Raw genomic sequence first — 25,538 nt, forward strand, 5'->3', positions numbered from 1 at the left:
CGCGCCGGAGTTCGGCCGAATCGCGCAACTTTGTGGCTTTGTTTCCCGAAAACTCCCTTTCCCACGGGTCGGGCTCGGTTCTTTGGTACGGCCCGACGTTCCCCACTTCTTCTTGATATGATTCAGCTTATTGGTTTGGCGGGAAAACGAGGCAGCGGCAAAGACACTGTTGCCCGCCTCGTGCAGCAGTTGCAGCCCGGCCGCAGCTGGGAAGTCCGCTCCTTTGGCGACGCCATCAAGGGCGTGTGCGCCGTGCTCAGCGGCGAATCCCCTGCGCCTTACTACACGCAGCCCGGCAAAGCCAAACTGATTCCCACCTATGGCCTTACGCGTGGCGAGCTGCTGCAGCAAGTCGGCGCCGCCCTGCGCGCTTGGCGCGGCCCCATCTGGATTGAGGCGCTGATGGCAGGCTTGCCCACCGACCATCCCGTCATCGTGGCCGACCTGCGCTTTCCCGACGAAGCCGATGCCATCCGGGCGCGCGGCGGCGTGGTGTGGCGCGTGGAGGGCGACCCGCTCCGCCAGCGCGGCGACGGCACCCGCGACGACGCGCACCCCAGCGAAACCGCGCTGGACGATTACGCCAATTACGATGCGGTACTGCACAACACCGGCTCTTTGGCCGAGCTAAAGGCGCAGGTGCAGCAACTGCTGTCTGATAAATAACCTCAGCGCAAAAAGCAACAGCGGCCCGGCGAGTAAATTCGCCGGGCCGCTGTTGCTTTCAGATTCCCAGGGCCAACCATTTGCAAGCGCAGCTACTCGAAGTACTGCGCCGATTCGTCCTCTGGGTTAGTTGAGATGTCGAGGATGGCGTAGATGGGGCAGTACCCCAAGGCACCGGTCAGCAGGAGCGCGCCGCCCAGCAGGTACAGCAGCACGTCAACGGCAAAGCTCACCTCAAAGGGCAACGCAGCTAGGACTATCATTACCAGCCCCAGTACTCCCCGCACGATGCGGTCCGACTTTCCTAGATTCTTGTGCATGACGGTATCAGGCTTTGAGGTGAAACACTTACAGTAATTTACTGATTTATTTCGCATTATATATCAATCATTTACAATAAACCCACGAAGCTTACCTCAGACCCGCGAAACGCAGAAACGGCAGCTGCGCTCCGTACCGCGTGGTGACTTCGGTACCGGGCGCGGCTGCCGTTTATTAGTAGTGCCGCTGGAGTGGTGCTCCTACCCTTCCGGGTCAATCTTCCTGTCCTCGCTGTTGGCCGCGGGGCCATCGTTGGCGCTGGTGGAGTCGCGGCTGACGGCGGTGCCGCCAGCCGAACCTTCCGAGCCACTTTGGCTTTGCTGGTTGTTCTGGCCGTTGCCGCAGGCGCTCAGCAGCGCCAAGACCACTACGGCGGGCAATAAGATCAAGCGTTTCATAACGTGAGGGGTAAAGGTAAAACCTGGAGAAATGCGCCAGGCGCAGCTTTATTTACGCCGGCAGCGGGGGCTTGTTTATCGTTCAGCTGCTGCCAAGCTCAAGCCCCATTAACATATAAAAAACACAAAATCAATTATTTATCCCGCATATAATTATTTTCCAAACTGCCGCACGTTGTAAGTAAAGCTCAGCAGAAAGTAGCGCGCGAGTACCTTGCTGCGCACGTCTTCCAGGTAGGTATCGGTGACGTTGCGCACCACGCTGCGGTTTTGCTTGAGCAGGTCATAGGCCTGCAGCTTTAGCTCGCCCTGCTTGTTCTTGAATAGCTGCCGGGCCAGGGCTACGTTCCACAGGGCCACGCCCTGGTTGTAGCCCGCCGCGCGGCCGGCGTAGCGCGTCAGCCACAGGTCGCTGCTGACCACCCAACGGCCCGGTAGCTGGTAGTACAGGTCGGCTTCCAGCGTGTGCGTCCAGTACGCGGTGTTTTGCTGGGGCAGCAGGGCGTAGTGCGCGTCCTGGTAGGTGGTATTGGCGGAGAGGCCGAATTCCAGCTGGTCGTTGAAAGCGGTGTTCACGCCCAGGCCCTGGCCCAGGCTCCAGTTGCGGGCCTCGTTCCACTGCTCGTTCACCAGGCTGCGGCTGCGGGTGAGGTTGGCGTTGGTGGTCAGGTTCAGGTTCAGCTTGTGCCAGCCCAAGCGCTGGCCCAGCGAGAGGAAGCCGTTGAGCGTGCGGTAACCGTCGGCGTTGACGGGGCGGGTGGTTTGCACGCCGCGGGCGTCAAAGGTGGTCGAGGACACGATGCGGTTCTGCACCTCGTTGGCGCTGAGCATGCCGAACACGCTGCGGTTATTCACGGCGCTGAACTGCTGGTAGGTGGCCGAGAGCGTGTGATAGTACTCGGGGCGCAGCGCGGGGTTGCCCAGGCGCACGCTCAGCGGGTTGGTGTTGTCGGCTACGGGTTGCAGCTGGGTGGCGGTGGGCGCCTGCAGGCGGGTGCGGTAGTTCAGGCGCAGGGTGCGGCTGCGCGAGCCGTTCCAGGTAAACATGCCGTTGGGCAGCAGTGTGCGGTAGCGGCGCGCGAGGCTGGTGTCAGCGCTTTGGTTGTCCACGCCGAGGGTGGACTGCTGGGCGTCGAGGCCGAGGGCGTAGCCGTAGCGTAGGCGGCGCGTTTGCCAGGTCAGGCCGGCGCGCTGGGTCTGGAAGCGGCTGCTGAAGCGGTTGCTCAAGGCGGCGTTGGCCAAGTCGTAGCCAGCAGTGCCCTCGTCGAAATCGGCTACCTCGCGGGCGGCGCGGCTGCGGCTGTCGGCGGCGTTGTAGTGGAATTCCAGCTTCTGCTGCAGGCTCAACGGCTCCACGTAGGCCAGGTTCAGTGCCTGGGTGCGGGCCGGGTAGTCCTGGCCGATACGCTGGTTGAGGCCGGTGGTACGCACGGTGCCGTCGGCGGCGAAGAAGGTGTTATCGGCCTGGTTGAAGGCGGTGCCGTCCTGGTTGTTGAGCACCGCGCTCAGGTTGGCCGAGAGCGTGCGGCCGGGCTTGGCAAACTTGCGCATCAGCAGCAGGCTACCGTTGCCCCAGAGGTTATCGGCCGAGGCCTCGTAGCGGCTCAGGCTCTGGTTGAGCAGGCGCCCATTCACGGCCGACTGCTGGGCGCTGGTGCGCAGCTGGTCGGTGCTCTGCCACCACAGCGCGGGCGTAAAGCGCAGTGAGGTGAGCGAGTCGAGCTTGTAGTCGAGGCGGAAGTTGAGGCGCTGGCTGAGCGTGCGGGTGCGGGCCGCGGCTTGCTGGTCGGTGACGAGCGGTGGGGTGGCCTCGCCGGTGCCGGAGGCAGCGCCCACCACGTTTTCGCGGCGGCTGAGCTGCTCGGTCCGCTGGGTGCTGCGCGAGGCCAGGTAGCTGGTGGCCACCTCGGCGCGCTTGCCCCAGGCGTCGCGGTAGTTCAGCCCGCCGGCCAAGGATTCGGTGATGCCGTTGGGCTGGTTGTTGCCGCCGCTGCCCAGGCTGCTCCCGCCGCCCCGGCCGCCCTGCATCACCATCACGGGGCCACCGCCGCCCGGCCCGCCCACGCCGCCGAAACCGCCGGGCAGGCTGCCGGTATTGGCGCTGGGGCCGTTGCTCAGGTCACTGGCCGCAGGGCCACCATTGTCGCTGAAGCCTTGCTGGTTCAGGTTATTAGCTTGGCCCAGGGCTGAAATCTGCCGGCCGTTGTTGAAGCGGTTCAGGCCCAGCTGCGCGCGGTAGCGCCCGTCGGTACCGGCGCCGAGGGATTCAGTGCCGAAGTAGCCCTTGCGCTTGTCGCGCTTGGTGACGAGGTTGATGGTTTTCTGCTGCTGGCCGTCGTCGATGCCCGAAAAGGCGGCCTGGTCGCTCTGTTGGTTGTAGAGCTGCACCTGGTCGATGATGTTGGCCGGCAGGTTGCGGGTGGCCATCTTGGGGTCGTCGCCAAAGAAGGGCTTGCCGTCGACGAGCACGCGCTGCACCGTCTGGCCCTGGGCGCGGATGGTGCCGTCGCGGTCGACCTGCACGCCGGGCAGCTTCTTGAGCAGGGATTCTACGGCGGCGTTGGGCTGGGTTTTGAAGGCGCGGGCGTTGAAGGCCAGCGTATCGCCCTGCACCGACACCGGGGCGCGCTCCTGCTGCACCACCACTTCGCCCAGCGTCTGGGCCACGGGCCGCAGGCGCAGCGTGCCGAGCTCGGCCGTGGGCGCCGCGGCCGTCAGGCTGACGGGCAGCAGCTTGCTTTTGTAGCCCAGAAAGGTCAGCAGCAGAAAGTAGCGGCCCGGCGCCACGTTGCGCAGCGTGAAGCGGCCGTCGCCGTCGGTGATAGTGAAGGTCAGGTACGAGGAGTCGCGGGCCGCCAGCAGCGACACCGAGGCCTCGCGCAGCTCTTTGCCGCTCAGCGAATCGGCCACGGCGCCCAGGATCTGGCCGTTGCCGCCGCTGCGCGTGGGGGCCGCGGGTTGCTGGGCCTGGGCGGTCAGCACCCCGACGCCGAGCAAAACGAGAATGAGTAACAGGTAGCGCATAAGTTGGGCAAACCTCACCCCTGGCCCCTCCCCGCGGGAGCGGCCCAAAACCAGCCTTTCACTTCACTCCGGGCGTCGCGGCCCGCGCTGATTTTTGGGGCCCTTCCATGCCAGGAAAGGGCCAGGTGGTAAGGCCGTTTTAGTTGGTGGCGCCGCGGCCTTCGAAGTTTTCCATCATGCGCTGGCGGAAGTCGGCCCGGGCTTTTTCGCGCAGGTCCTGCAGCTGGGCGGCCGTCACTACCTGAGCCTGGGCCGTGGGGCGCACGTCGGCCTCCTGCACGGGAGCTTTCAGGTCGACTTTCGAGGCCCGAAACTGCTCCTGCGAGCCTTCCACGGCCAGCACCACGCCCTTATCGGGCATCAACTCCTTGATGGGCGAGTAGGTGAAGGGCAACTCAGTGGTCACCCACACGGTGTAGGTTTCCTTGCGGTAGGGCACGGTGGCTTTGCGGCAGGTGTAGCCGGCAATTTTCTTGGTCTGATCCGTCCACTGCCAGCCTTCGGCCTTGGCGAAGGGCACGTCGCTGCGGTACTCGGTGGTTTGGTTGTCCTTTTTCAGGGCTACCACGGTGGCGTAGGTGCGCTCCTTCTGGTTGAGGTAGACGGCTTCCTCGAAAGGCCGGCCGAGGTTGGTGGTCTGCGGAGCGCGCATACCGGCCCCGCCTTCACCGCCAGCTACGGTCACGCGCATCATCGCGCCGCTGTTGCTTTCCTGGGCTTCCTTGCCGTAGTCGCCGGCGAAGGTGAGCGTCTGCCCGAAGGTGCGTACGTCGGGCACGTCGGCCGGCCATTCGGGGGAGCCGGGGCGCACCTGCTGACCGTTGACGATGATGCGCAGCTGGTTGGGGTCGATGCGGCGCGAGCCTTCGTAGCTGATGCGGCCGGCAGTCTGCGCGTGCAGGTGCTGCACCACGCTCAGGCCGGTGATGAGCAACAGAACCAGGAATAAGGTGGTCAGGAGGGCTTTCATGGCGGGCTTGGAAAGTTGGGCGTTAATTGATGGTCACAAAGCACCGCCAATGGCATGTAAAGCACTGTTATCTTGTGTTAAACAGTGTTAACGGCCGCATCAGGCCGCAATCGGGGTCGTATTTTCGTCGGCACAACGTCTCCCTTTCCGCCGCCTATGAAACGCCGCATCCGCATCATCTTCTGGCTTATGGCGGCCTGTATTCTGGGCATCAACGGCTTTCAGGCGTACTGGCTCTACAACACCTATGAGCTGACCAACGCCCAATTCAGCCGCACCACCAACGAGGCCCTGCAGGCCGTGGTGCTGCGGCAGCAGGCAGTGGCCCTGCGCCGGCAGTTTGCCCAGGCCGGCTACCCTAAGTTTCGGATTCAAATCAACGGCGACACGCTGGTCCGCACCGGGCCAGCCACCGAAGAAGATTCGGCGGACCGCGTGGTGATTGTGCCCAAAACCAACTCGCCTGATGCTCTGGACGCGTCCAAATCCGGCATTGAGCGCATCATCATCCGCAACCACCGGCCCGACACCGCTCGGAGGAGCCGCCTGAGTCTGGGGCTGCGCCGGCACAACGGCGGCAAGCCACCCGAAGTAGACCTGCGGCAGCTGGCGGCCGATTACCGCGCCGAGTTGCGCCGCCGCGACACCGAAGGCGACTTTGTGCTGGATACCGTGAATATGCTGCGCCCCACCGCCGGCCACGGCCCCGAGCTGGATGCGCCGGCCTCGTATAGCCTTCGAACCCAACCCGTACGCCTGCTCGCCCTGGATTTCGACGGCGAGTGGCAGGTGCAGGCGGCGTTTCGGCCGCCCACGTTCTACATTTTGCGGCGCATGGGCGGGCTGCTGACCGGTTCGGTGCTGCTGCTGGGCCTCACCACCGGCTGCTTCGTGCTGATGCTGAACACCATCCTGCGCCAAAAGAAGCTGGCCGACGTCAAGAACGACTTCATCAACAACATGACCCACGAGCTGAAGACCCCGCTGGCCACGGTGTCGGCGGCGGTGGAAGCCATGCAGCACTTCGGCGCCCTCAACGACCCGCAAAAGGCGCAGACCTACCTGAGCATCTCGCGCAACGAGCTGCAGCGCCTCTCCGACCTGGTGGAGAAGGTGCTCAACATCGCCGTGGAGGAGCGGCAGGCCCTGCAAATCAACCCCGAGCCGGTGCGCCCCGCCGAGCTGGTGCAGGAGCTGGTGCAGCGTCACCAGCTCAAGGCCGCCAAGCCGGTGCATTTTGAGGTGGATGTGGCTGAGGATGGCGCCGTGCCGCTGGACCGCCTGCACGTGGGCAACGTCATCAACAACCTCATCGACAATGCCATCAAGTACTCACGCGAGCAGGTGACCATTGCCATTCGCGGCCGCCGCGACGAAACCGGCTGGCGTCTCACCGTGCAGGACGACGGCATCGGTATTCCCAGGAGCTACCAGGAGGCCATCTTCGACCGGTTTTTCCGCGTGCCCACCGGCGACCTGCACCCCGTCAAGGGCTTTGGCCTGGGCCTGTACTACGTGCGGCAGGTGGTGGAGCGCCACGGCGGACACATCGCTGTGCGCAGCGAGCCAAACCGCGGCAGCGAATTCAGTTTGTGGCTGCCGGCTTAAATTAAAATTGGGTTTAGTAGAACGTCATGTCGAGCGCAGCCGAGACATCTCGCGTGCTGAGGTTGGCAGCGGAAAAGGACGTCATGCTTCGGCAAGCTCAGCATGACAATACTATCCGGCGAGATACCTCGGCTGCGCTCGACATGACGACCTTAAAGTTTCCTCTACCACTTCCAGATCCGAATTCCTTCCCCATGCCTTCCATCCTCCTCGTCGAAGACGAACCGGCCCTGGCCATGATTGTGAAAGACAGCCTGGAAGTGCGCGGCTTCGAGGTGCGCTACGCCGCCGACGGGCAGGAGGGCCTGGCGCTGTTTCGCCAGCAGTGCCCCGACATCGTGGTGGCCGACGTGATGATGCCCAAGCTGGACGGTTTTTCGCTGGCCGAGCAGATCCGGCGCGACAACCCCGCGGTGCCCATCATCTTCCTCACGGCCCGCGGGCAGCCCGCCGACGTGGTGCGCGGCTTTGAGCTGGGCGGCAATGACTACCTGAAGAAGCCCTTCAGCATGGACGAGCTGATTGTGCGCATTCGGGCCCGGCTGGGCCAGGCGGCGCCGGCGGCCGCCCCTGCCGGCGTCCTCAGCATCGGCCAGTACCGCTTCGACCACCCCAAGCAGCGCCTGCACCGGCAGGGCCGCGAGGAGCAACTCACCCACCGCGAAGCCGAGCTGCTCAAGTGCCTCTACGACCAGCGCAACCAGGTACTGGAACGCGCCACGGTGCTGCGGGAGCTGTGGGGCGACGACAACTTTTTCAACGGCCGCAGCCTCGACGTGTTTATCACGCGCCTGCGCCGCTACCTCAAGGACGACCCCCAGGTGCAGATTGTGAACGTGCGCGGCATCGGCTACAAGCTGATGCTGTAGGGTTGAGGCATTGGTCTGCTCCGAAGCCTCTAGCCGCAGGCCGTACCCTTCCAAAGTGGCAACGACGACTTGCCGTTTTGAAAGCCCAGGATGACAGGCAAACGGCACGCCATAATTTTATCCACTCATTATCAACGCAGTAAAGCACTAACACTACTCTGATACTGATTCGGCCCGCAGGTTGACTTGCGGAACCGCACGCGCCGGGCTCAACCGGGTTGGTTGGCAGCGGCGCGGCTGATTAGCGCCGATGAAAACCTTGCTGCTTCTGGGACTAGCCGCCCTGTCCCCAACCCTGCTGGCCGCCCAAACCACCGCCGACTCTGCCGCCACAACGGCGACAAAGCCGCTGACGGGGTACGGCTTCGTGGATGGCTACTACGGCTACGACTTCACCGGCCAGAGCCAGACGCGGCCGGGCTTTTTGTACTCGCACAGCCGCGCCAACGAGTTTGCCCTCAACAACGTCGTGCTGGGCCTGCGCTACCAGGACGAGCGGGTGCGCGGGGCCGTGGCGCTGCACACGGGGACCTACGTGGAAGCCAACTACGCCGCCGAGCCCGCGGTGCTCCGGCACGTGTACGAAGCTTACGCCGGCTTCCGGCCCTTCCACAAGGCCTGGCTGGATGTGGGCATCTTCTCTTCCCACATCGGCTTCGAGTCGGCCCTGAGCAAGGACAACTGGACGCTCACGCGCTCCATCATGGCCGAAAACTCGCCCTACTACGAAAGCGGCGCCCGCCTCAGCTACGAGGTCGGACCTAAGCTGACGCTGACCGGGCTGGTGCTCAACGGCTGGCAGAACCTGCGCGAGACCAACCGCGCCAAAGCCCTGGGCTGGCAACTGCAGTGGAAGCCCACCGACAAGCTCCTGCTCAACTCCAGCAGCTTCTACGGCAACGAGCAGCCCCGCGACTCCGCCCGGCGCCGCCGCTACTTCCACGACTTGTACCTCAGCTACGCCGCCACCGACCGGCTCAGCCTCGCCGCCGTCTTCGACGTGGGCGCGCAGCAACGTTCGGCGGGCCAGCGCGGCACCGATACCTGGTACGCGGGCACCGCCTTGGCCCGCTACCAGTTCAGCCCGAAGTGGGCGGCTGCGGCCCGCTATGAGTTCTACCGGGCCGAGCGGGGCGTCGTCATCCGCAGTCTTTCGCCCTTACCTACCGACGCCGATTTTCGCGTCGGCGGTGGCTCGGTGAACGTAGATTACGCCCCCGCCGCCAACGTGCTGGTGCGCGTGGAAGGGCGGGTGCTGCGCAGCCCCAACCGGCCGTTTGCCAACGACGCCGAGCAGCCCACCACCCGATACGCCAACGTTACCAGCAGCGTCGCGCTGAGTTTTTAAGCCAGCGGCATTGCCCCGTTGCCGCGCTGTAGGCGGCTTGGGCGTCTGCCCCGAGCTGCGTAGTTTTGAAGAAGTAGCCGCTACTGCCCGGCGCCTTTTACCGGGTCCGGGCCCGTCTTTTTATCCGATGCACTCTTATACCCCCGGCCTGCACGTGCTGGCCACGTTCACCGCGTCCCCGGCCCCGCTGACGGATGCGGCGGCCTGCCAGGCGTTTTTCGATGAGCAAATCAGCCAGCACGGCCTCAGCAAAGTAGGCGAAGCCTACCACAGCTTCCCCGGCAGCGGCGGCTTCACGGCGGTGGTGGCCCTCACCGAGTCGCACCTGAGCATCCACACCTGGCCGGAGTACGGCCTGGCCACCTTCGACGTGTTTCTCTCCAATTACCGTCGCGACAACTCGGCCACCGTCCGGCAGCTGTACGCGGCCACTCTGGCCTTCTTCGGAGGCCGCGAGCAGAGCCTAACGGAAGTGCGCCGATGAGCGAAACCGCTACGCTACCCACCGCCAATTCGGCCGAGCTGGAATGCCCACAGTGCCAGCACCGCATCACGTACTACGACGTCGAGAACAGCACGCACTACGCCTGTCCGCAGTGCCACTCGTACTTCGAGTACGAAGACCCCAAGCCGCCGCGCCTCCTCGGCAAGTTCCAGGCCGGGCCCGAATTCCAGCCTCAGCTCATTCCGCTGGGCGCCACCGGCCTGATGCCCGACGGCCAGACCTACCGGGTGGTAGGCTACTCGGCGCGCGCCGAAGCCGCCTCCCGCGCCTACCACTGGGGCGAGTACGTGCTGTTTTGCCCGCCGGCCACCTACGCGCAGCTGGCCGTGTACGACTTCCATTGGTCGTTTATCCGCCCTACCAAGCAGCTCTACAAGGTTCAATTCCCGACCTCCCGCAGTGCTTACGTGGCCGTGGGCGACCAGGACTACCGCATTTACAACAAGTACTCGCCCGTGGTCTGGTACGCCGTGGGCGAGTTCGACTACGACATCCGGGAGGATGAAAAGCTGGAGGTAACCGAGCACATCGACCCTCCCTACATGCTGGTCGAGGAAAAGGCCAAGGGGGACGCACACGCCTCCTGGTACCTGGCCGAGTACATGACGCGCAAGCAGGTGGCCACGGCGTTCAATCTGCCCGCGGGCACGCTGCCGCCGCCCAACGGCACCGGGGCCATCGAGCCCGCGCCCGGCGAGGATACGTGGCAGCCCCTGCTCTACATCAGCTTCGGGCTGGCGCTGGTAGCCATCGTGCTGCAGATACTGCTTAGTTCGGTGTATTCGCCGAACACGTTGCTGCAATACAACTTCGCCACGGAGCAGAACCTGGCGGCCAAGGATGTACTGGGCCAAAGCCAGGTACTCGTCACGCCTTCATTTACGGTGAATGGCCCCACGGCCCTGTACTTCGACATGCACGTGGGACTGGACAACCAGTGGCTGGAGCTGCCGGTGAGCATGGTGAACGAGCAAACCGGCCAGGGCTACGAATTCACCAAGACCTTCGAGTACTACCACGGCTACGAGGGCGGGGAAAGCTGGAGCGAGGGCAGCATGAACGCCGACGCGACCCTGGCGCAAGTGCCGGCCGGGCGCTACCACCTGAATCTTTATCCGCAGTCCGAAAACACCACGAGCCTATCCGGCCAGCTCAGCGTGACCGAGCACCCGGTGTTGCAGTCCAACCTGCTGCTGCTGATAGCCCTGCTGCTGGTCTTCCCCGTCTTGCAGTTCATCCGCCGCGGCTACCACGAAAGCAGCCGCTGGACCAACAGCGACTACGGCCCCCAGGAAAACGACAACGAATAAGCCCGCCTTATGGAAACCTTACTCGCCTTTGCCCGTCGCCACTGGTTTTACTCGCTGCTCGTGCTGCTGGGCTTCGGTACCTTCATCTGGGCCAACCTGACGGGCCGCCGCCTGCTCGGTGACGACAACGAATCGACGGAAAACATCAACGGCACCCGCAGCCACTCCGGCGGCCGCTCCGGCCACGGCGTCTACTACCACAAATAAGGCTGTGAGTTGAGGAGGGTAAGAGTTTAGGAGTTGTCGGCCCAAAACCGCTCCCTGTTACCCTTTAATCACTCATACCCTCCTACCCTCTTAACCTTCCCTTATGGAATACCTCAACTTCAAGCTCATCATCGCCTCGGTCTTGTATTCGGTGCTGGGCATCCTGATTCTGGTGGTCAGCTTCATCATCTTCGACAAGCTGACGCCCAAGACCCTGTGGAAGGAAATCATCGACGAGCACAACACAGCCCTGGCCATCGTGGCAGCCGCGTTTATGCTCGCGGTGGCGTTGATTATCAGTTCGGCAATTCATGGCTAACCAACCGGTGCTCCCGTCGGCCCGGCGCCGGACCGGCGAGGACCACCTGCCGGCCCTGCTGCTGGGCTCGGTGTTCGTCATTGCCACCTGCGGGCTGATTTACGAGCTGATTGCGGGCACGCTGGCCAGCTACCTGCTCGGCGACTCAGTCACGCAGTTTTCCACCATCATCGGGGCCTACCTGTTTTCCATGGGCATCGGCTCGTGGCTGTCGCGCTTTCTCGACGCGCCCCTGCTGAAGTGGTTTATCCGGCTGGAAATTCTGGTGGGGCTGGTGGGCGGCTTGTCGGCTCCGCTGCTGTTCGTGCTCTTCGAGTACGTCACTTCCTTCCGCCTGATTCTCTACACGCTCGTCGGGCTGACGGGCATCCTGGTGGGGCTGGAAATTCCGCTGCTGATGCGCATTCTGGAAAACCGCTTCGAGTTCAAGGAGCTGGTTTCGCGCGTGTTCACCTTTGACTACATCGGGGCGCTGCTGGCCTCGCTGATTTTTCCGCTGGTGCTGGTGCCCCAGCTCGGGCTGATTCGCACTTCGCTGTTTTTCGGGGCCTTGAACGTAGCCGTGGCCGGGCTGCTGCTCTACCGCTTCGGCGAGACGCGCCCCTACCGCCGCGGCTTCACGGCCGTGGTGGGCGTGGCCCTGCTCGTGCTGGCGGTGGGCTTCGCCTACGCCGAGCGCATTCAGGTGTACACCGAAACCATGGCCTTCCAGGACCAGGTGATATACAGCAAGAGCACGCCCTACCAGCGCATCGTGCTGACGAAGAACCAGCGCGAACTGCGCCTGTTTCTCAACGGCAACCTGCAGTTCAGCTCGGCCGACGAATACCGCTACCACGAGGCGCTGGTGCACCCGGCCATGCAGGCCCTGCCCCACGCCCGGCGCGTGCTGGTGCTCGGCGGCGGTGATGGGCTGGCCGTGCGCGAGCTGCTGAAGTACCCGCAGCTGCAGCAGATCCGGCTGGTGGACCTGGACGCGGGCATGACCCAGCTGTTTCAGCACAACGAGCAGCTGCTGGCCCTGAACCAACGCTCCCTGCTCAACCCCAAAGTGCAGGTCATCAACGGCGACGCCTACCGCTGGGTGCGCGCGGACACCACCCGCTACGACCTGCTGGTGGTGGACTTCCCCGACCCTTCCAACTACAGCATCGGTAAGCTCTACAGCGCCGCTTTTTACCAGGAGCTGGACCACTTGCTCGCGCCCGGCGGGCTGATGGTGGTGCAGAGCACCTCGCCCTACGTGGCGCGCAAGTCGTTCTGGTGCATTAGCCACACGCTGCAGGCGGCGGGTTTCCACACCATTCCGTACCACCTCTACGTGCCTTCTTTCGGCGAATGGGGCTACGTGCTGGCCGGCCGCAACGGCCACTGGCGCGGCGACGCAGGCCCGCTGCCACAGGGGCTGCGCTACATCACGCCGCAGTCCATCCGGCAGATGCTGGTATTTCCGCCCGATATGGCCGAGCTGCCCACCGACATCAACCAGCTCAACAACCAAGCGCTGGTGCGCTACTTCGAGGAGGACTGGGGGCCCTACACGCACTGAGCCGCATGATTAAGCAAGATGCCCCCGGAGCCGCGGCTTTCTCGCCCGGCCGACGCGACTTTGTGGCCCGCACGGCCCTGGGCGCGGCGGGTTTGCTGCTGAGCCCGGCGCTGCTGGATAGCTGCGCGCCGGCGGCCTCGCACGCCCACATTCAGGGCGGTATGCGCGGGGCTAATTTTTCGGTGGGCCACCTGCTGCGCGACCCCACGAAGCTACCCGCCCCCAGCCGCACGGTGCAGACCGATGTGCTCATCATCGGTGGGGGCGTAAGCGGACTAGCGGCCAAGCGCTGGCTGGCGCGCCACGGCCGCCGCGAGGTGCTGCTGGTGGAGCTGGAAGCCGCGGTGGGCGGCAACGCAGCCGGCGGGCGCAACGGCGTGTCGGCCTACCCGTGGGGCGCGCACTACCTGCCCGTGCCCGACGTGCGCAACCGCGAGCTGCTGGAGTTTCTGCAGGAGGCCGGCACCATCACCGGCTTCGCCCCCGACGGGCTGCCCATCTACAGCGAATACCACCTCTGCCACGACCCGGAGGAGCGCCTGCTCATCCACGGCCACTGGCAGAGCGGGCTGGTGCCCGAGCTAGGCGTGCCGGCCGCCGACCGGGAGCAGATCAGCCGCTTTTTCGGGCTGATCGATGAGCTGCGCCAGGCTCAGGGCGCAGACGGCCGCGACGCCTTTGCCATTCCGCTGGATAAGTCCTCCGCTGACCCGCGGTTTCGGCAGCTCGACGCGTTGTCCTTTGCCGACTACCTCGACCGGGAAGGCTATACCTCGCCCTACCTGCGCTGGTACCTCGATTACGGCTGCAAGGACGACTACGGCGCCACCGCGGCGCGCGTGTCGGCCTGGGCCGGGCTGCACTACTTTGCCAGCCGCAAGGGCCGCGCCCACAACGCCACCCACGCCGACGTGCTGACCTGGCCGGAAGGCAACGGATTTCTGGTGGAACACCTGCGCCGCCAGGCCCCCGACAACATCCACTCCGGTCAGCTGGCCTACGACCTGCGCGAGACGCCCGCCGGTGTATCGGTGCTGACTTACGACGTGGCCACGCGCCAGACTACCCGCATCGAGGCGCGGCAGGTGCTGCTGGCCACGCCCTACTTCGTGACGCGCCGCCTGCTGGCCCAGGTGCCCGACGCACCCACGCTCAGACCGGCGCCCTACCACGCGCCCTGGGTTATTGCCAACCTCACCGTGGACGGGCTGCCGCAGGGCCCGGGCCAGCCCCTAAGCTGGGACAACGTGCAGTACGGTAGCGCCGCGGTGGGCTACATCGACGCCAACCACCAGGACCTCGGCCTCCAGCCCGGGCCGCGCGTGATGACCTACTACTGCCCGCTCGCTCACACCGACCCCGACGCGGCCCGGCGCGAAGCTTACCAAACCAGCTACGAGCAGTGGCTGCAGCGCATTCTGGCCGAGCTGGAAACTGCGCACCCCGGCATCACGCCCCGCGTGCAGCAGGCCGAAGTGTGGGTGTGGGGCCACGGCATGGTGGCGCCCACGCCGGGCTACGTGTGGGGCGGCTCCCGCGCAACGGCCCGCCAGCCGCTGCGCCACAAGCTCTTCTTCGCCCACACCGACCTGAGCGGCATTTCTCTGTTCGAGGAAGCCTTTTACCAGGGCATCCGGGCAGCCACCGAAATGCTCCTGCCCGCGTGAAACAGCCCTGGATCCGCTCCGCCTGGTTCGACGGCCTGCTGGTGCTGGCCCCGCCGTTCGTGTCGCTGCTGGTGGTAATGCTGCTGCCGGCGGCCTTCCGTAGCACCCCGCAGATGCCCCTGCTCGGCTGGGTGGCGCTGGTGCTCTTCATCGACGTGGCGCACGTGTACAGCACCTTGTTTCGTACCTACCTCGACCCGGTGCGGCGGCGGCGGCAGGCCCGGCTGTACTGGCTGGTGCCGCTAGGCTGCTACGCGGCCGGCGTGGCCTTGCACCACGTCAGCGGGCTGCTGTTCTGGCGGGTGCTGGCCTACCTGGCCGTGTTTCATTTCGTGCGCCAGCAGTACGGCTTCCTACGCCTGTACGCCCGCCACGAAAGCGCTCAGCCCCACCGCTGGCTGGATACGGCCGTGATTTACGGCGCTACGCTCTACCCGCTGCTCTACTGGCACTTATCCGCGCCGCGCAACTTCAACTGGTTTGTCGACGGCGACTTCGTGCAGACGGACTGGCCGCTGGGCCGCCTGCTGGCCACCGCGGCGTTTGCCGCGCTGCTGCTGGCTTATGCGGCCAAGGAATTGCGGCAGTGGCTCGGGGCGCACCGCTTCAATCTGCCGCGCAACCTGCTGGTGCTCGGTACGGCCGTGTCGTGGTACTTCGGCATCGTGTACTTCAACGGCGACCTGGCTTTCACGCTGCTCAACGTGGTGTCGCACGGCATTCCGTACCTGGCGCTGGTGTGGGCCAGCGGGCACGAGCCGCAGCCGGGCCAAACCAGCACGCGCCGCGGCGTGTGGGCCGGGCGCTACGGGCTGGTGCTGTTTCTGGGGCTGATTCTGACGTTGGCTTACCTGGAAGAAGGCGTGTGGGACGGGCTGGTATGGCGGGAGCACGGCGGCGTGTTCGGCTGGTTTCAGCACCTGCCGCGCGTAGCCGATGCCGCCCTGCTGGCCTGGCTGGTGCCGCTGCTGGCCCTGCCGCAGGCCACGCACTACGTGCTCGACGGCTTTATCTGGCGCCGCCCGCAGGCGGCACCGCGGGCGGCCGCTGCTCCTGCCGGGACGCGGGCTTTCGAAGCCGCCTGAGAGCAGGAAACTACAGGTCAGCCGGGCGGCGGGCGGTGCTTATGTTAGGTGCACCAACGCATTCTTTTCCCGCTCCCGCCATGTCCATCCTGCCCACCCGCTGGCTGTGCGGCCTGCTCCTGCTCTGGAGCAGCGTCGCGGCGGCCCAGGCCGTGCCTACCAAGCAGACACAGTACCTTTCGGGCCGCGACAATGCGCGCACCGCCACCTGGGATTTTTACTGCACCGGCGGCCGGCAAAGCGGGTACTGGACCACCATTCAGGTGCCTTCGTGCTGGGAGCAGCAGGGCTTCGGGAGCTACAACTACGGCCGCGACTACAAAACCTACGGCAAGAACTTCCGCTTCGCCGACGAGCAGGGCCGCTACAAGCACCCGTTCACCGTGCCCGCTGATTGGCAGGACAAGCAGGTGTTTATCGTCTTCGAAGGCTCGATGACCGATACCGAGGTGAAGATAAACGGCCAAGCGGCCGGGCCCATTCACCAGGGCGCTTTCTACGAGTTCCGCTACGACATCACCGACAAGCTACGGCCCGCGGGCCAGCCCAACCTGCTGGAAGTCACCGTGAGCAAGATGTCGGCCGACGCCTCCGTGAATAACGCCGAGCGGCTGGCCGATTACTGGGTGTTCGGCGGCATTTTCCGGCCGGTGAAGCTGGAGGCGTTTCCGCGGCAGCACATTGCCCGCACCGCCATCGATGCCCGGGCCGACGGCCGCTTCGCCATGCACGTGTTTACGCGCGGCCTGCGGCAGCCCAGCGAGGTGCAGGCCGATATACTAGACGCCGCGGGCAAGGTGGTGGGCACTGCGCGCGGCGCGGCTCAGCCCGGCGACACGCTCGTTCGGCTCAGCACCACTGTAGCCCGGCCGCGGCAGTGGACTTCGGAAACGCCGACCCTGTACCAGGCCCGCGTGCGGCTGCTGGCCGGCGGGCAGCCGCTCTACGAAACAACGGAGAATTTCGGCTTCCGCACCATCGAAATCCGGCGCGGCCGGGGCATTTTCGTCAACGGCACGCAGGTGAAGCTCAAGGGCATCAACCGCCACAGCTGGTGGCCCGAAACCGGCCGCACCCTCAACGACGCCATCCAGCTGCAGGACGTGCGCCTGATCAAGGAGATGAACATGAACGCGGTGCGCATGTCGCACTACCCGCCCGACGCGCGCTTCCTGAAACTCTGCGACTCCTTGGGCCTGTACGTGCTCGACGAGCTGGCCGGCTGGCAGAAGGCGTACTCCACCAAAGCCGGTGCGCCGCTGGTGCGCGAAATGGTGCAGCGCGACTGTAACCACCCCAGCATCCTGTTCTGGAGCAACGGCAACGAGGGCGGCACCAACAAGGAGCTAGACGATGATTATGCCCTCTACGACCTGTCGAGGCGGCCCGTCATCCATGCCCACCACCGCCCCGGCAACCAGCACAACGGCATCGACACGAACCACTACGAGAACTACTACAGCACCCGGAAAATCCTCGCCGACTCGCTGATCTATATGCCCACCGAATTCCTGCACGCCCAGGACGACGGCGGGGCGGCCGTGGGCATGGCCGATTTCTGGGAGCTGCACTGGAAGTCGGCCCGCTCGGGCGGCGGCTTCATCTGGGCGTTGGTGGATGAAGGCGTCGTACGCACCGATCAGCGCGGCATCATCGACGTGAACGGGGTGAATGCGCCCGACGGCGTGGTGGGCCCGCACCGCGAAAAGGAAGGCAGCTTCTACGCCCTGCGCGAAATCTTCTCCCCCGTACACATCCGCCAGACGGCGCTGCCCGCCAAGTTTAAGGGCGTCATCGAGGTGGAAAACCGCTACCACTTCCTCAACCTCTCGCAGTGCTTTTTCCAGTGGGAGCTGGTGAACTACCGCAAGCCCGGCGAGGCCTTCGGCGGCTACGTCACGCAGCAGCGCGGCCGTGCCAGCAGTCCGAACGTGGCGCCGCTGGCCACCGGCCGGCTGAAGCTGGCGCTGCCCAAGGACTGGCAACGCTACGACGCGCTGCTGCTCTCGGCCTTCGACCCGCAAAAGAACCTGGTGTACAAATGGAGCTGGCCGACGGGCGCCCCGAGCAAGCTCCTCGACGGCATCGTGGCGCTGCAGGACAAACAAGCCGCCGTGGAAGCCACCGAAACCGACTCCACGCTGACGCTGAAAGCCGGGGGCATCAGCGTTAGCTGGAACAAGCAAAATGGCCGCCTCACCGGGCTGAAGGGCAACAACGGCGACAGGCTGAGCTTCGGGGGCGGGCCGGTACTGGTAAGCGGCTCCGCGGCCTTTACCGGCCTGAAGCGCCACACCGAACCGGACGGCGAAGTCATCGAAGCTGCGTACAGCGGCGACCTGAAAGCGGTGCGCTGGAAGATGTACGGCTCGGGCTGGCTGCAGCTCGATTACGAATACACTGCCACTGGCGACTTGCCCTTCGCCGGGCTGAGCTTCAGCTACCCCGAAAACTACGTGCTCGGCGCCAAGTGGCTGGGTAAGGGCCCCTACCGCGTCTGGAAAAACCGCCTGCAGGGCGTGACGCTGAACGTGTGGGAAAACGCTTACAACAACACCCAGACCGGCGCCGCGCCGTGGATTTACCCCGAATTCAAAGGCTACTTCGCCGACCTCAGCTGGCTGGAGATGAACACGGTAGAGGGTAAGTTCCTCGTCGCCTCGCCCGACCCCGGCCTGTACGTGCGCCTGTTCGATTTCTACGGCCTCTCCGGCGTGAAGCCCTTTCCAGCGTTGCCCGTCGGCAACCTTTCCTTTCTGGATGCCATTCCGCCCCTGGGCACCAAGCTGGCCCTGAACATCGACGCGGACACCAAAAACCTGGGCCCGCAAAGCGAGCTAAACTACCTGAGCGGCACCAGGAAGCGCACGCTTTACTTCTTCTTCGGCCTGCCCAAGATGAGCGGTGCACCCCAGCCCTACACCGCCCCGGCCAAGGACGACTTGTTCTAAGCAGTCAGGTGGGGTGGCTCCCCGGCTGTCATTGCAAGCGAAGCGAAGCAACCGCAGGAAGGCGTAGCCAATCGGTCCTCTAGTAGCACCGACGACGCAATACCTACTCACCGAAAACAGCATCGCCCGAAACTGCAGACGCTAGTTTCGGGCGGTGCTCATTTTTATGGTTGGCACACTGTACAGGACCGATTGGCTACGCCTTCCTGCGGTTGCTTCGCTTCGCTCGCAATGACAAGCGGTGCTGCCGTTGCTACTTCAGCTTCTCGGCCGGCTTGGGGTTCTGCATGTAGCCGGCGGGCACTTTCGGCGCCACGGCAATGCTGTTGAGCTGGCGGCCGTCCTTGCCGTCGGAGCGGTTGGCGGCGAGCAGGATGCTGCCGTAGCGGCGGTAGTCGCTCCACTGACGGCGGAAAGCCGGCGCGGGGTCGGCGGCGTTCTTGAAGTAGGCCCACTCCTCGATGAGGTAGGTACGGGGATTGACGAGCAGCTCGTAGCGGTTGTTGGGCGTCACGCCTACGTTTTCGAAGGTCATCTGCAGCAGCCGGGCCGGGGCGCCCTGCATGGTCTTGGCCTCGCCCTTGTAGGTGAGCGTCACGCCCGAGTCCTTGAGCTTGTAGGGCATGATGAGCCACCACGAGTTGTTGGCCCACATGGCGTACATGTTGGTGAGCAGCTTCTTGCCGTCCTCGGTTTCGCTGATGTCCTGCCCGGCTTTGTAGGCTTTGCCGGTGCGCGTGTTCAAGTTGCCGGTCAGCACCAGGTCGCCCTTCTGCCAGCGGAAGTCGTTGGTTTGCTTGTCCCACACCTGGTACTGCTCGCCGAAAAACTCCCAGCCGATAAAGCGGGCTTTCTGCCAGGCGTCGTAGCCGCCCATAGCCTGCATTACGCTGTCGGCCAGAGCCACGGCGCGGGCATCGGAGCCGGAGGTATTGAAGCCCGACCCGGCAGGGTACGCAACGACTTTACCGAGCTTGGCCTGGGCATGCGCCACGCCCGGCAGCAGCAAGGCTGCGGCGGCACTGGCCAGACCTAAGTGGATAAGCGAGGAAAACGGGCGATGGGTACTCGGGTGCGGCATAACAGAGGCAGTGAGGACGGGAAACTAACGCGGGTACGCAAAAGCTACAATAAAGTCGGGCATAGGTTAGCACGACCCAGCATTTATACCCTTAGCGCCCTCCGCTTGCACGTCACTCCGAGCCGGCGGAGACGTACTCCTCCGGCTCGGAGTGCCGGATTGACGCTTTAATGCGGTTCCCCGCAAGGTTCAGTGCCGCTACCGAAGCGCTGGGGCACACCCGAATCAACCCTGTATGCTCTGGCGCCTACTGCTCGTCTTACTTTTTGCCCGCTGCCATTTCCATTTCGATGCTGGCCATGATGAACGGCCCCACGCCCTTAAAGTCGTTCTGCTTGATGGGCTCCGAGAGGTAGTACTCGTAGCTGCCGTCGCGGTAGGGGTTGCCGCCCAGGCCGCCCACGCTCACCGTGCCGTTCAGGGCCACTGCCCCGTCGGGCTGCGTTTCCACGAACTTCTGCAGCACGCCCTGGTAGCCTTTCCGGGCTACGGCGGCGTACTGTTTGTCGAGGTACCCGAGGCGCACGCCTTTCTGCAGGGCGTACACGAACATGCAGGTGCCCGAGGTTTCGATGTAGTTGCCCTGGCGGTTAGCCTGGTCCGTTACCTGCCACCAGCCGCCGGTGGCGGGGTCCTGGTACTTGGCCAGCACCGGCGCCAGGCGCTGCAAATTCCTGATGAGCTGCGGGCGCTGCGGGTGGTCTTTGGGGAAGTAATCGAGCACGTCCACGAGGGCCATGGCGTACCAGCCCATGCCGCGGCTCCAGAAGTTAGGCGACAAGCCGGTTTCCTTGTTGGCCCACTTCTCGGTTTTGGCCTCGTCCCAGCCGTGGTAGAGCAGCCCGGTTTTGGGGTCGACCATGTGCTTTTCCACCAGCGCAAACTGCAACGCAATGTGGTCGAAATCCTTGGGCTGGTTGAATAGCCTGGCGTACTCGGCCGAGAACGGCTCGGCCATGTACAGGCCGTCGAGCCACATCTGGTTCGGGTAGCGCTTCTTGTGCCAGTAGCCGCCTTCCGAAGTGTGCGGCTGGTTTTGCAGCTGCTGGTGCAGCGTTTCGGCGGCTTTGCGGTACAGCTCGCGGCGCGGCAGCTGGGGCTGCTGGTACAGCGTGAGCAGCACCCGCCCGGCGTTGATGTTGTCGAGGTTGTAGTCCTCCATTTTGAAGTAGCGGATGCTCGCCTCGGCGCCGATGGAGAGGTCCATGGTTTTGACCACGTAGTCGAGGTATTTCCGCTCGCCGGTGCGCTGCCAGGTGCGCTCCAGGGCCTTTAGCATCAGCCCGTGCTCGTAGCCCCAGCGGGCGGCGCGGTTGCGCTCCGGCGGCACCGAATCGGGGTACAGGCGCATAAACGAATCGGCCATGCGCTGCGACCAGGGCCGAGCCACGGCCGCCACCGGTTTGGCCGATGCGGCGGCGGTTTTGGCCGGCGTGCCACCCTTCGTTTTGATTTTTACTTTGCTTTGGGCCGAGGCCAGCGGGCCGGTGAGCAGCAAGGCTAGCAACACCGGAAGTGGGTAAGTACGCATAGGAAAAACTGCGGGGGCTCAAAGGAGAAAAACTCGGTCAGCAAGTTTACTGACTACGAGCAACAGTGCCGTCATGTGCTGTCATGCCCGGCTAAGTGAGCAAGTACTAAGCTCTATTACTTGATTTAGCTCGTCAGGGCACCCGTCGTAGGTTAGTAAAGCTGTTGACCAGTCGCCTACTACACATCGGGTCGGCAGGCTACTTTTTGGTTACCGCCACGGCTTTTTTCTTCACGCCGGCGCCGTATTCCACTGCCAGCTTGGCCTTGCTCACATCGGTGTTGCGCAGGTGCACGTTTTTGGCCTTGTCGGCGCCCGACACGCGTAGCAGCGCGGTGGCACCGGGGGCATACTTGATGCCGTCGAGGGTGATATTCTGGCTGTTGTGCACTTCCATCACCGGATCGGTATTGGTGGTGAGCAGGGTCACGTTGCGAAGGCTGATGCGGTCGGCTTCGATGCACACGAGGCCTTTATCCGCTTGCAGCACGGCGTTTTCGAGGCTGATGTCCTCAATGGCGCGCTCGGGCAGGCCACGTACCATCAGGGCGGTGCGGGCCCCGTTGCAGGTCACGTTGCGCATCGAAATCTTACGAAAAGCCGGCGTGCCCTCCCCTACCGGCTGGGCCGGCGACTCGGGCCGCTCCTTCGAGCCGGCCAACTGCGGCGTGGGGTCTTTGATCATGTAGTACATGTCGAACAGGATGGCCTCGGCCGGAATGTCCTTCATGTCCACGTTCTCGATGAAGATGTTCTCTACCACCCCGCCACGGCCGCGCGTGGTCTTGAAGCGCAGGCCGATGTCGGTGCCGATGAAGGTGAGGTTCTGGGCCCAGATGTTGCGCGCCCCGCCAGACATTTCGCTCCCGATGACAAAGCCGCCGTGGGCGCGGTACACGGTGCAGTTGCGCACCAGAATGTTTTCGGTGGGCATAGCGCGCTGCCGCCCCTGCTCATTCCGCCCCGACTTGATGCAGATGGCGTCGTCGCCCACGCTGAACGTGCAGTTTTCCACCAGGCCGCGGTTGATGGATTCCAGGTCGAGCGCGTCGGTGTTGGGCGTGTAGGGTCCGTTGAGCACCGTCACGCCGCGCACCACCACATCCTGGCTCATCATTGGGTGCAGCGTCCAGGCCGGGGAGTTCTGAAAGGTCACGCCCTCCAGCAGGATACGCTGGCAGTGGTCGAGCACCAGAAAATCGGGCCGCAGGTAGTCTTTAACGTCCTCAAAGTCCTGGATTTCGTGCTTTTCCTCGGTAATCACGCCGGCTTCCTTCACCGTGGTGCCCTTCAGCGACTGCGCCGAGGGGTACCACCGGTCCTGCTTCTCGTTCAGCACGCCGCCGGAGGCCACCAGCTCCTTCCACTCGCTGCTGATAGTGCGGCCTTTCTGCACCATCCACCAGGCTTCGCCGGCTCCGTCGAGGATGCCCTGGCCGGTAATGGCCACGTTCTGCAGGTTCTGCCCGTAGATCAGGGCCTGATTGCGCACGGCCGCCAGCCCTTCCCAGTTGGTTTTGACGAGCCGGTAATCGGCGCGGTTATTCGAGAATTGCAGCAAAGCGCCGCGGGCCACGCTCAGGTTCACGTTGGAGCGCATCTGTAGCCCGGCCGTGCGCCAGTGCCCGCGCGGCACCAGCACCACGCCCCCACCGGCCTGGCTGCACGCGTCGATGGCCTGCTGAATGGCCTGGGTGCTGGGGGTTAGGCCATCGGGCACGGCGCCGTACTTGGTAATGGCGAAGGTATCCTTGCGGAATTCGGTGATATTGATCCGGGGCAGGTTCGGGGTGAACGACTGGGCCGCGGCGGCAAGGCTATTCAGGGTCAGCAGACCGAGTATGGGCAGGTATTTCATGAGGCAGAGTAGGTGCTACGGGTAAAGCTAGCTCCGCTTCTCCGATGAGGAGGGCAGTTCACCGTTTGGCTAAGGCATGGGCTGGAGGCCCTCCCACTTCACGTTCCAGCCCTGCGGGATGCCGGGGTTCTTCGCGGGGCTGCCGTCGTAGCCGGCGCACATCAGCGCCACGGCGGCCAGCACGCCGCCGTTGCCGGGCAGGTAAATGCGCAACCGCTCGTCCTGAAAGTTGTGGCCGTTGGGCAGGTAAGTATTGGTTTTGATGGGCATTAGCAGCGCGTCCACGGCTTTATCGGGAAGGCCCAGGCGGGTGGCCGTCATCGAGGTCATGGGGAAGTCCCAGCCCCAGGTAGCTTTCCAGGTCCAGTCGCGCCAGACGAGGTCGAAGGTGCGACGCATGGTGGCCGCGTCCTGCTGGCCGGTGGCCGGCATCATGCCCAGCGCGCCGAGCACCGAGGGGTGGTCGGTCTTGAATTCGGGGTTGGTGTAGGAGTCGGGGGCGCTTTCGGTGGCCAGGTACACGCCGCCGGCCTCGGGCAGCCTGGAAAGCTTCTGCAGCACCTGCGCGTACTTCGGATTGGGTGCTACACCGGCGCGCTGGCGCCATTGCTGGGCCGTGGTCAGGGCCCAGTGCCAGTACACCAGCTCGTAGGTGGGATTGAAGGTTTCTTCGGCCTTGAACCGTTCCTGAGCCGGGATGAGGCCCTTGCCGAGAATGTAGCGGCCCTTTTCCTGCTCGTAGAAAGGGTACGAGGCCATGAAATCGGCCGTGGCGAAGACCAGCTCCTGGTACTTCTGCTGGGCTTCGGGGTGATTGTCGCGGCGCACCAGCTCGGCCAGGTAAATGAAGTGCGGCTGCTGCCAGATCAGAAACGCACCCACCGACGAGGGCGCCTCGCGACCCTGGTTGTCGGTCATCTTCTGCCAGCGCAGGCCCTCGAAGCCCTGGCGCTGGGCAATGGCGCGGGCCCCGGCCACGATTTCCGGGCGTAGGTACCAGTCGAGGCTCTTTTGCAGCAGCTCGGAGCGGCCCCACAGCGCGTAGTGCATGGCGTGCCAGTAGTGCATTTCCAGGTGGGGCTTGCCAAACCAGCTGTTGTACACCAGCCCGGTTTCCTGGGGCGGGTACTGCCCTGTCTCCTGGCTGCGGATCAGGTACTGCGACAGCACAACGCGGCGCTCCAGCTCCCGGGCACGCGGGTCGGCGGTGGCCCCGAAGTCGACAGCGCCGCCGCTGAGCCAGAAGCTTTTCCAGCCTGCGACGCTGCTTTCCTGGGTGTCGGCGAAGGATGGCACCCCGGCGAGTGTCGGCTCTTTCGTCCCGGTTCGGGTAGCCGGCTGGGCAAACCTGGCGCTGACTTCCAGCACGTCCCGCTTGCCGGCGGGCGTCAGCACGAACTCGTGCGGCCGCGCACCGGCGGCCAGCCGAGCCTTTCCGTTCCAGCCGAAATCCACCCAGTACTGATCAGCATCCAGTTGATGCCGCACGGAAGCGGAATTGCCGCTTTGCGCCTCGATTGTCGACTGGTGCTTGTCCGCGTGCTGGTAGTTCACGCCCACGTCGGCCCACTCGGCCGTTGGGTACGGGAAGCGCAAAAATACTTGGAGGCGCTGCTGCTTCACCAGAGCCGAGCGCACCTGCACGGCCACCGCATCCTGCTCGTGGTGGCCTACTGTCACCACATCCACCGGCGTGCCTTCCAGCGCGAAGTGGCTGCGGATTTCGCCGGTCCACGGGTTCAGTTCCTGGCGCAGGTCCTTCAGGTCTTTGATGCCGGCGCGGGAGCCGTCTTTTTTGAGCAGGACGAAGCCCAGGTTGCCCAGTTGCAGCCGGTGCGGATTGGCCCGCAGAAAGTCAACGGCCTGCTTGTTGCGCTCGGGCGTTTTCACCTGCACGGTGTAGGAAATCTTGCGCCCGTTCAGCTCGTACTGGCGCTGGGCCTCCTCCACCCGGTAGCCCTCTTTGTTCGGGAAGCTGTGCCAGCCCCACTCCGACTGCGTGCCCAGCGGCACACCCTTCTGGTAGTACTCCGGAAACGACTGCAGCCCCGTCACGTCGACAGTTATGGCAAAAGCCCCGTTGCCCACGTTCAGCGAAGCCAGTGAATCGGTACGGGTGTTCAGCACCTTGTGGCGCTCCACCACAGCCCGGCGGTTGATGGCCTGGGCCCGGGCATCGGTGGCTGGCAGGGCGGCCAGGCCGACTACCGTCAGTAAAAGGAATCGGGTGTTGGGCATGTTGGGGTGGTGGAGTGGCAGGTTTCACGGCTG

20 protein-coding genes are annotated in these 25,538 nt (G+C 64.4%); 12 read left to right on the plus strand and 8 right to left on the minus strand.

All coding sequences use genetic code 11. The features are described from left to right. Nucleotides 1-117 precede the first annotated feature (117 nt). Nucleotides 118-666 (plus strand): hypothetical protein, encoded by a 549-nt coding sequence (locus B0919_RS21760; RefSeq protein WP_078014411.1) that lies wholly within the window; start codon nucleotides 118-120, stop codon nucleotides 664-666. 92 nt (nucleotides 667-758) lie between these two features. Here B0919_RS21760 and B0919_RS21765 read toward each other — a convergent pair whose 3' ends face one another. The 4 genes from B0919_RS21765 to B0919_RS21780 form a co-directional block, all read right to left on the minus strand. Further along, a complete protein-coding gene (locus B0919_RS21765) occupies nucleotides 759-986 on the minus strand; it encodes a DUF2892 domain-containing protein (RefSeq protein ID WP_176133173.1) in 228 nt (75 codons plus the stop codon). Nucleotides 987-1,187: 201 nt separating this feature from the next. Next, on the minus strand, nucleotides 1,188-1,385 hold the full coding sequence (locus tag B0919_RS21770; RefSeq protein ID WP_078014413.1) for a hypothetical protein: 198 nt from the start codon (nucleotides 1,383-1,385) through the stop codon (nucleotides 1,188-1,190). Between the two features lie 153 nt (nucleotides 1,386-1,538). Then, complete coding sequence (locus B0919_RS21775) at nucleotides 1,539-4,409, minus strand: outer membrane beta-barrel family protein (RefSeq protein ID WP_078014414.1); 2,871 nt, start codon at nucleotides 4,407-4,409, stop codon at nucleotides 1,539-1,541. A 139-nt stretch (nucleotides 4,410-4,548) separates the two neighbouring features. Continuing rightward, entirely contained in the window at nucleotides 4,549-5,379 is an 831-nt protein-coding gene (locus B0919_RS21780) for a GLPGLI family protein (protein ID WP_078014415.1), read from the minus strand. A 156-nt stretch (nucleotides 5,380-5,535) separates the two neighbouring features. Here B0919_RS21780 and B0919_RS21785 point away from each other — a divergent pair, with 156 nt between their 5' ends. The 11 genes from B0919_RS21785 (at nucleotide 5,536) to B0919_RS21835 (ending at nucleotide 18,797) form a co-directional block, all read left to right on the plus strand. Continuing rightward, on the plus strand, nucleotides 5,536-6,987 hold the full coding sequence (locus tag B0919_RS21785) for a sensor histidine kinase (protein WP_078014416.1): 1,452 nt from the start codon (nucleotides 5,536-5,538) through the stop codon (nucleotides 6,985-6,987). Nucleotides 6,988-7,181: 194 nt separating this feature from the next. Next, nucleotides 7,182-7,856 carry a response regulator transcription factor gene (locus tag B0919_RS21790; RefSeq protein ID WP_078014417.1) on the plus strand — a complete coding sequence of 225 codons (675 nt, stop codon included), beginning with the start codon at nucleotides 7,182-7,184 and terminating at the stop codon, nucleotides 7,854-7,856. A gap of 250 nt (nucleotides 7,857-8,106) precedes the next feature. Next, a complete protein-coding gene (locus tag B0919_RS21795) occupies nucleotides 8,107-9,204 on the plus strand; it encodes a porin (RefSeq protein WP_078014418.1) in 1,098 nt (365 codons plus the stop codon). 127 nt (nucleotides 9,205-9,331) lie between these two features. Next, on the plus strand, nucleotides 9,332-9,688 hold the full coding sequence (locus tag B0919_RS21800; RefSeq protein ID WP_078014419.1) for an S-adenosylmethionine decarboxylase family protein: 357 nt from the start codon (nucleotides 9,332-9,334) through the stop codon (nucleotides 9,686-9,688). Then, complete coding sequence (locus B0919_RS21805) at nucleotides 9,685-11,019, plus strand: DUF4178 domain-containing protein (RefSeq protein WP_078014420.1); 1,335 nt, start codon at nucleotides 9,685-9,687, stop codon at nucleotides 11,017-11,019. The genes B0919_RS21800 and B0919_RS21805 overlap by 4 nt, the downstream gene beginning before the upstream one ends. Nucleotides 11,020-11,028: 9 nt before the next feature. Further along, entirely contained in the window at nucleotides 11,029-11,226 is a 198-nt protein-coding gene (locus B0919_RS21810) for a hypothetical protein (protein WP_078014421.1), read from the plus strand. A gap of 103 nt (nucleotides 11,227-11,329) precedes the next feature. Beyond that, nucleotides 11,330-11,545 (plus strand): DUF350 domain-containing protein, encoded by a 216-nt coding sequence (locus B0919_RS21815; RefSeq protein ID WP_078014422.1) that lies wholly within the window; start codon nucleotides 11,330-11,332, stop codon nucleotides 11,543-11,545. After that, on the plus strand, nucleotides 11,538-13,094 hold the full coding sequence (locus B0919_RS21820) for a polyamine aminopropyltransferase (RefSeq protein ID WP_078014423.1): 1,557 nt from the start codon (nucleotides 11,538-11,540) through the stop codon (nucleotides 13,092-13,094). The genes B0919_RS21815 and B0919_RS21820 overlap by 8 nt, the downstream gene beginning before the upstream one ends. A gap of 5 nt (nucleotides 13,095-13,099) precedes the next feature. Then, nucleotides 13,100-14,761 carry an FAD-dependent oxidoreductase gene (locus B0919_RS21825; RefSeq protein WP_078014424.1) on the plus strand — a complete coding sequence of 554 codons (1,662 nt, stop codon included), beginning with the start codon at nucleotides 13,100-13,102 and terminating at the stop codon, nucleotides 14,759-14,761. Next, nucleotides 14,758-15,846, plus strand: a complete 1,089-nt coding sequence (locus tag B0919_RS21830; protein ID WP_078014425.1) for a hypothetical protein — start codon at nucleotides 14,758-14,760, stop codon at nucleotides 15,844-15,846. The genes B0919_RS21825 and B0919_RS21830 overlap by 4 nt, the downstream gene beginning before the upstream one ends. 80 nt (nucleotides 15,847-15,926) lie before the next feature. Beyond that, complete coding sequence (locus tag B0919_RS21835; protein ID WP_078014426.1) at nucleotides 15,927-18,797, plus strand: glycoside hydrolase family 2 protein; 2,871 nt, start codon at nucleotides 15,927-15,929, stop codon at nucleotides 18,795-18,797. Between the two features lie 253 nt (nucleotides 18,798-19,050). On the opposite strand, the gene B0919_RS21840 is transcribed toward B0919_RS21835, so the two are convergent. The 4 genes from B0919_RS21840 to B0919_RS21855 form a co-directional block, all read right to left on the minus strand. Continuing rightward, nucleotides 19,051-19,878 (minus strand): DUF6503 family protein, encoded by an 828-nt coding sequence (locus tag B0919_RS21840; protein ID WP_139362317.1) that lies wholly within the window; start codon nucleotides 19,876-19,878, stop codon nucleotides 19,051-19,053. A 259-nt stretch (nucleotides 19,879-20,137) separates the two neighbouring features. Further along, a complete protein-coding gene (locus tag B0919_RS21845; RefSeq protein ID WP_317043904.1) occupies nucleotides 20,138-21,409 on the minus strand; it encodes a glycoside hydrolase family 88 protein in 1,272 nt (423 codons plus the stop codon). A gap of 199 nt (nucleotides 21,410-21,608) precedes the next feature. Continuing rightward, entirely contained in the window at nucleotides 21,609-23,267 is a 1,659-nt protein-coding gene (locus B0919_RS21850) for a glycoside hydrolase family 28 protein (RefSeq protein ID WP_078014428.1), read from the minus strand. A 69-nt stretch (nucleotides 23,268-23,336) separates the two neighbouring features. Continuing rightward, a complete protein-coding gene (locus tag B0919_RS21855; protein WP_078014429.1) occupies nucleotides 23,337-25,505 on the minus strand; it encodes a hypothetical protein in 2,169 nt (722 codons plus the stop codon). Nucleotides 25,506-25,538: the final 33 nt, after the last annotated feature.

It is taken from the genome of Hymenobacter sp. CRA2 (assembly GCF_002007105.1).
Taxonomy (GTDB): domain Bacteria; phylum Bacteroidota; class Bacteroidia; order Cytophagales; family Hymenobacteraceae; genus Solirubrum.

Coding starts and splice junctions, on each gene's coding strand:
- B0919_RS21780 (WP_078014415.1), bottom strand. CDS start 5,379: ATGAAAGCCCTCCTGACCACCTTATTCCTGGTTCTGTTGCTCATCACC.
- B0919_RS21855 (WP_078014429.1), bottom strand. CDS start 25,505: ATGCCCAACACCCGATTCCTTTTACTGACGGTAGTCGGCCTGGCCGCC.
- B0919_RS21790 (WP_078014417.1), top strand. CDS start 7,182: ATGCCTTCCATCCTCCTCGTCGAAGACGAACCGGCCCTGGCCATGATT.
- B0919_RS21785 (WP_078014416.1), top strand. CDS start 5,536: ATGAAACGCCGCATCCGCATCATCTTCTGGCTTATGGCGGCCTGTATT.
- B0919_RS21795 (WP_078014418.1), top strand. CDS start 8,107: ATGAAAACCTTGCTGCTTCTGGGACTAGCCGCCCTGTCCCCAACCCTG.
- B0919_RS21760 (WP_078014411.1), top strand. CDS start 118: ATGATTCAGCTTATTGGTTTGGCGGGAAAACGAGGCAGCGGCAAAGAC.
- B0919_RS21770 (WP_078014413.1), bottom strand. CDS start 1,385: ATGAAACGCTTGATCTTATTGCCCGCCGTAGTGGTCTTGGCGCTGCTG.
- B0919_RS21850 (WP_078014428.1), bottom strand. CDS start 23,267: ATGAAATACCTGCCCATACTCGGTCTGCTGACCCTGAATAGCCTTGCC.
- B0919_RS21800 (WP_078014419.1), top strand. CDS start 9,332: ATGCACTCTTATACCCCCGGCCTGCACGTGCTGGCCACGTTCACCGCG.
- B0919_RS21815 (WP_078014422.1), top strand. CDS start 11,330: ATGGAATACCTCAACTTCAAGCTCATCATCGCCTCGGTCTTGTATTCG.
- B0919_RS21825 (WP_078014424.1), top strand. CDS start 13,100: ATGATTAAGCAAGATGCCCCCGGAGCCGCGGCTTTCTCGCCCGGCCGA.
- B0919_RS21835 (WP_078014426.1), top strand. CDS start 15,927: ATGTCCATCCTGCCCACCCGCTGGCTGTGCGGCCTGCTCCTGCTCTGG.
- B0919_RS21810 (WP_078014421.1), top strand. CDS start 11,029: ATGGAAACCTTACTCGCCTTTGCCCGTCGCCACTGGTTTTACTCGCTG.
- B0919_RS21765 (WP_176133173.1), bottom strand. CDS start 986: ATGCACAAGAATCTAGGAAAGTCGGACCGCATCGTGCGGGGAGTACTG.
- B0919_RS21840 (WP_139362317.1), bottom strand. CDS start 19,878: ATGCCGCACCCGAGTACCCATCGCCCGTTTTCCTCGCTTATCCACTTA.
- B0919_RS21775 (WP_078014414.1), bottom strand. CDS start 4,409: ATGCGCTACCTGTTACTCATTCTCGTTTTGCTCGGCGTCGGGGTGCTG.
- B0919_RS21805 (WP_078014420.1), top strand. CDS start 9,685: ATGAGCGAAACCGCTACGCTACCCACCGCCAATTCGGCCGAGCTGGAA.
- B0919_RS21845 (WP_317043904.1), bottom strand. CDS start 21,409: ATGCGTACTTACCCACTTCCGGTGTTGCTAGCCTTGCTGCTCACCGGC.
- B0919_RS21820 (WP_078014423.1), top strand. CDS start 11,538: ATGGCTAACCAACCGGTGCTCCCGTCGGCCCGGCGCCGGACCGGCGAG.